Origin of the sequence: Flavobacterium noncentrifugens (assembly GCF_900100375.1) — a bacterium.
Classification (GTDB): Bacteria; Bacteroidota; Bacteroidia; order Flavobacteriales; family Flavobacteriaceae; genus Flavobacterium; species Flavobacterium noncentrifugens.
Window position 1 is genome coordinate 1 of record NZ_FNEZ01000016.1, and the last position, 3,060, is coordinate 3,060.

Annotated in this window: 4 protein-coding genes; all 4 read right to left on the reverse strand. The window is 31.1% G+C overall.

Translation table 11 applies throughout. The features are described 5' to 3' along the window. Positions 1–171: 171 nt before the first annotated feature. Positions 172–855, reverse strand: a complete 684-nt coding sequence (locus BLS32_RS18195; RefSeq protein ID WP_139171823.1) for an energy transducer TonB — start codon at positions 853–855, stop codon at positions 172–174. A 184-nt stretch (positions 856–1,039) separates the two neighbouring features. Beyond that, positions 1,040–1,474 (reverse strand): hypothetical protein, encoded by a 435-nt coding sequence (locus BLS32_RS18200; protein ID WP_091399512.1) that lies wholly within the window; start codon positions 1,472–1,474, stop codon positions 1,040–1,042. Positions 1,475–1,645: 171 nt separating this feature from the next. Further along, positions 1,646–2,254, reverse strand: coding sequence for a hypothetical protein (locus BLS32_RS18205; RefSeq protein ID WP_091399515.1), 609 nt, complete (start codon positions 2,252–2,254; stop codon positions 1,646–1,648). Between the two features lie 173 nt (positions 2,255–2,427). Continuing rightward, positions 2,428–2,925, reverse strand: coding sequence for a hypothetical protein (locus BLS32_RS18210; RefSeq protein WP_091399518.1), 498 nt, complete (start codon positions 2,923–2,925; stop codon positions 2,428–2,430). Positions 2,926–3,060 lie beyond the last annotated feature (135 nt).

A 3,060-nucleotide genomic window follows, 5' to 3' on the forward strand; every position in this document is an offset into this window, starting at 1 on the left:
TTCTACGGCGGTTACAAATGGCCACTAACGTTTCGCGGCTTAAGCGAGGTCGCGATTCAAGCGAACTGAGTTTTCTCTGCCAAGATAAAACTTTCTTCGTGAAAACAAAATTTCCGGTTACCGAAAACCAGCAATCTCGCTTAGCCGCTGTTGTGCGTTCGTGCATTATAATTAGGTTCCAAAATCGATAGGTAATAAATATTTATTTGATGTTTCTACAACTTTTCCGTTTTTCAAAGCTGGAGTAAATTTTATTTTGTTAAAAATTTTAATCATTTCGAATTCTATTACTTTTATCTCTTCTTGTTTTGCGCCTGAAAACCTTAATATATTTCCGTCAAATATTCCTTTCTTGTTAATATGGAAATTAATAAACATTTTACCTTTTCCTCTAATCATTTTATAGACGAATTCAGAATCTCTAATTTGTTTTATAACCAAATCGAGATATTTTTTATTAATGGCATCGTCAACAAATAAAGGAAAAGCTTCTCCATTAACGATGAATTTTGGTTTTTCATCAACTTCTTGCATTGGGACAACCAAAAACTCCGGAATATCTTTGCAATATTCTTGTAAAAATTTTGCGGCACCATAATCATTTAATGAATAGCATTTATAAAGATGTTCACAAGCCAACTCTTTCTCACCTAAATTCCATTCTGATATTGCTAAATTATAGATTGCGCTAACGTTTGTAGAATCAAGTTCAACAATTTTGTTATAGATGGTTTTTGCTCTATTATAATCTTTTACAGAAAATGCTCTTTCGGCGAAAATTGAAAGTCTTTCTACTTCTGAACTCTGCGAAAAAATGCTATTAGAAATTAATAATAAAAAGAATATTTTCTTCATTATGTATTTTAGTTTATTTTGGATACAGAGTTTTTTCGGCATGACGCACAACGTTTTGCCGCTAAGCGAGTTTGCGATGCCAACGAGCTGAGTATTCTCTGCCAAGATAAACTTTCTTCGTGTAGAAACAATTTCCGGAAACCAAAAACCAGCAAATTCGCTTAGCGGCGGTTAGCTGCCGTTTCTATGAGATTATTCCGTAAGTAACTAATAATATTACTACAATTAAAGAACTTAGATAAAAAAATACTTTTGAAAAATTAAAATACCATTTCTTTGGAATTTCACCTCGTAAATAACTGTCGTAATCGCCACTTAACCTAATATCGAAATGCCTAAGATGAATTTTTAAATATTCATTTAATTCGTCAACGATAGAATACATATAAATTATACCTGAAATGATACTCGCGCCGATTGCCGATAGTATAACTGAAAATAAAATTTCTTGGAAGCAATTTGAGTTTTCAGGTTTAAATGCTACTAAAACAGTAAGCATTCCGAAAGAAATAGTGGTGATATGTTTAATCAATTGGACAAGCTTTTCAGCCTTATCTTTTTTCACAGAATTGATTTCGGCAACTAATTTTTGTAAATGTTCTGATTGACTTGAGTTCATGTTTTACGTCGTTTTAAGAAATGGCAGCTAACGTTTGGCCTGTAACCGTCAGTCGCGGATCAAAGCGAACTGAGTTTTCTCTGCTAAGATAGAATTTCTTCGTGAAAATGCATCTTCCGGCTACCGAAAACTCCGCGATTGCGGTTACAGGCGGTTATATGCCGTTTATGTTTAATCAATCATAATGTCGTTTTGCAAAATTTCTTTTTTTATAATTTCAAAATCTTTGATTAAGACTTCGCAATGTTTCTTTTGCATTTTAAGTTCTGAAACTAAATCAGATTTGGCTCCTTGAAAGTTTTGACACCATTCAATATGTTCTAAAAAACTTTCATTATCTTTCTTATGTTTTTCGTAATGATTTTTCATTTTAAGGCGAAATTTTTCGATAATTCTCCAATGTGAGTGCTCTTGCAAAAAGTCAATTTCATAAAATGCGTGATAAATGTCAACAATAGTTTTTTGTTTAAATTCACTAGAAATTTTTATTAAGTCTTCTTTTTCAAAAAAATCAAAAATATTTTTGTTGAGCATTGGACTTAATGTAACATTTCTACTTTTAAAATATTCTTCATCGCTTTTTACATTTAAAAGGTCGTCATAGCCTAAAATATTTTTCTTCAAATATTTGATAATTATATCGTCAATAAATTGAACGAAAATTTCCGATGACCTTTTTAATTTTTGAGTTTTATTGTAGCTTTTTATCAGTTCATTAATAAATAATGTCATAGCTGAACCTCCAATTGAAGAAAGCAAAATTTGTTCATATCCAATCATTCTTTGTAGTTTTTGGCGGTTTTAAATGGCATATAACGTTCCCACGCTAACCGACAGTTGCCGATGAAAGCGAGCGGAGATTTCTCCGCCAAGATAAAACTTTCTTCGTGAAAATAGATATTCCGTGATCGAAAAATCGGCAATTGCGGTTAGCGTGTGTTACCTGCTGGCGCTTACATTGATGGAGGAATATTTTTATAATTGCTTTTTAGAATATTCATGCAATCTTTAAAATCGGGATTCTTGCTTAAAATTTCAATTAAATCTTCATTGAATTTACAGATTCCATTTTCTATATTGTTTAAATCAGATTTCGTTTCAATTTGATTTGATATAATTAATTTGGACTTCTCAATATTTTTAATTTTCACAATGATTAGATCTCTAAAATCGGGCATTATTATTGGTTTTTTTGGTAAAATAAGTTTTTCTCCATTTAATGTATCGATTTGATATTTATAAAAAGATTTCGAGATTTTGTTTTTCTCAACTTTATTTAGCTTTATTGTATCTACGAAATTTATTGCTGGAATTTGAAAGACGCCACTTTCTAAGTTATAATTAAAATTCTGATTAGAAATTGAAAGAGAAAAATTTTCAAATTCTTTTTCGCTATTACCTTTGCAGGAAAATAAGATTACTGATGTAATTAATAAAATAAATTTGTTCATATACGATTTTTTTATGCGCGATCTCGGATGCGCTTGCAGGTAACGTTTCGCGGCTTAAGCGAGGTTGCGATTCAAGCGGACTGAGTTTTCTCTGCCAAGATAAAACTTTCTCCGTGAAAACAAAATTTCCGGTTA